Origin of the sequence: Ideonella azotifigens (assembly GCF_006519715.1) — a bacterium.
In the GTDB taxonomy this organism is placed as follows: Bacteria; Pseudomonadota; Gammaproteobacteria; order Burkholderiales; family Burkholderiaceae_C; genus Ideonella; species Ideonella azotifigens.
Window position 1 is genome coordinate 1 of sequence record NZ_VIDT01000962.1, and the last position, 1633, is coordinate 1633.

The following is a 1633-nucleotide window of genomic DNA, read 5'->3' on the forward strand; positions in this document are numbered from 1 at the left end:
GCCGGTGGCCATCAGCACCAGCATCCAGCTGGCGCCCAGCTCCATCAGCCAGCGCCAGCCGTCGCCCAGCAGCGCACTGGCATGCAGCTTCTTGGCCCAGGTTCTGAAGCGGGCCAGTTCGGGCAGGCTGCCCAGCACCTGGCCGGTGGCCGGGTTCACATAGACCAGCACGCCGTCGGGCAGGCCGTGATGGTCCGGCCCGTCCGCCATCGCGTGATGCTCATGCGGCTGGCGGGGAGGATTCAGCACGACCTGGGTGCTGTCGTCCGCGGCATGCGGCGGTATCACCTGGCGCAGCGTGCTGCCGGGCTGGCTGGCCAGCGCGGCCTGCACCTGGGCGTCCAGCGCCAGTGGCTGTGCGGCCGGGGCCACGTGGTCCAGTGCCGCGTAGCGCCAGGCTTCGATCTGCGGCGACAGCACGTAGAGCAGCCCGGTGAGCGAGGCGAACAGCACGATGGGCGCGCACAGCAGGCCGGCCCAGAAATGCAGGCGCCAGAAGATGCGCTGCAGCGCGGCGTTGTTCATGGTGGGGGCGCTCACAAGCTGAAGCGCAGCTCGGCGAAGAGCGTGCGGCCGGGGTAGGGGTGGGACTGGTAGGCCGGCTGGTCGGCGACGTTGTTGACGCCCAGCGCCAGTTCCAGCTGCGGGCTGAAGCGGTAGGCGCTGCGCAGGTCCAGCTGGCGCACCTGCGACACGCCGCCATACACGTTGGGGTTCACATCCAGGTTGTAGGCGTCGTTGTAGGCCCGGCCTTCGTAGCGCCAGCTGACCGCGAGCAACCAATGCGCCTCGGGCCGCCAGCTGGCCTGCAGCGTGGCGCGCTGGCGCGGCACCCGCAGCCAGCTTTTGCCGACCATGGCCGGGTCGTTGCGGTTGGCGGTCACCTTGCTCTGGAAGTTGTGGGCGAAGCTGGCGTCCAGCGCCAGGCCGCTGAGCCACAGGTCCTGGGCCGACCAGGCCAGCTCCACGCCCTGGGTCTTCACCCGGTCCACGTTCTGCACGCAGGTGTAGCTGCTGGCGCCGGTGGCGGTGGTCTTGCAGACGGCGGCGTCGCTGGTGCTCTGGCGCAGGATGGCGTTTTTCACGGCGTCGCGGAACAGCGAAACACGCAGGCGCTGGTGCTCCCATTCCTGCTCGGCGCTGAGCTCCATCGCGTCCGAGGTTTCGGCCTGCAGGTTCGGGTCCGACAGGGTCTGGCTGGTGGCGGTGACGGTGCCGTTGTAGAGCTCTTCCACGTTCGGAAAGCGCACGCCGCGGCCCAGGCTCAGCTTGAGCAGCAGGCTGTCGCTGGCCTGGTAGGCCAGGGCGGCCTTGGGCGAGTGGCCGCGCAGGCTGCGGTCGTCATAGGGCACGCTCATGCCGCTGGCGAGCTGGCTGCCGTCGTAGGCCTTGAACCACTCCTCGCGCCAGCCCAGCGTGAGCTTCCAGTCGTCGGCCAGGCGCCAGCCGTCTTGCGCATACAGCGCGGTGACGGAAGTGCGGCCCTGGTAGTCCTGCGAGCGCGTGCCTTCATCGCTGCGCCAGTCGCCATCGGCGCCGACATTGGCCACCGCGTTGTCCAGGTGGTAGGTGTTGCGGTGCAGGCCGAATGCCAGGCTGTGGCGGCCGGCGGTCCAGTCGTCGGCGCTGGGGG

The 1633-nt window shown here is 69.9% G+C and carries 2 protein-coding genes; both read right to left on the bottom strand.

Translation table 11 applies throughout. The features are described from left to right. On the bottom strand, window positions 1-525 hold a 525-nt coding region (locus FKP22_RS29645; protein WP_141291801.1), incomplete at its 3' end, for a PepSY-associated TM helix domain-containing protein. A gap of 11 nt (window positions 526-536) precedes the next feature. Continuing rightward, window positions 537-1633: TonB-dependent receptor (locus FKP22_RS29650; protein WP_141291803.1), on the bottom strand; the 1097-nt coding region annotated here is incomplete at its 5' end.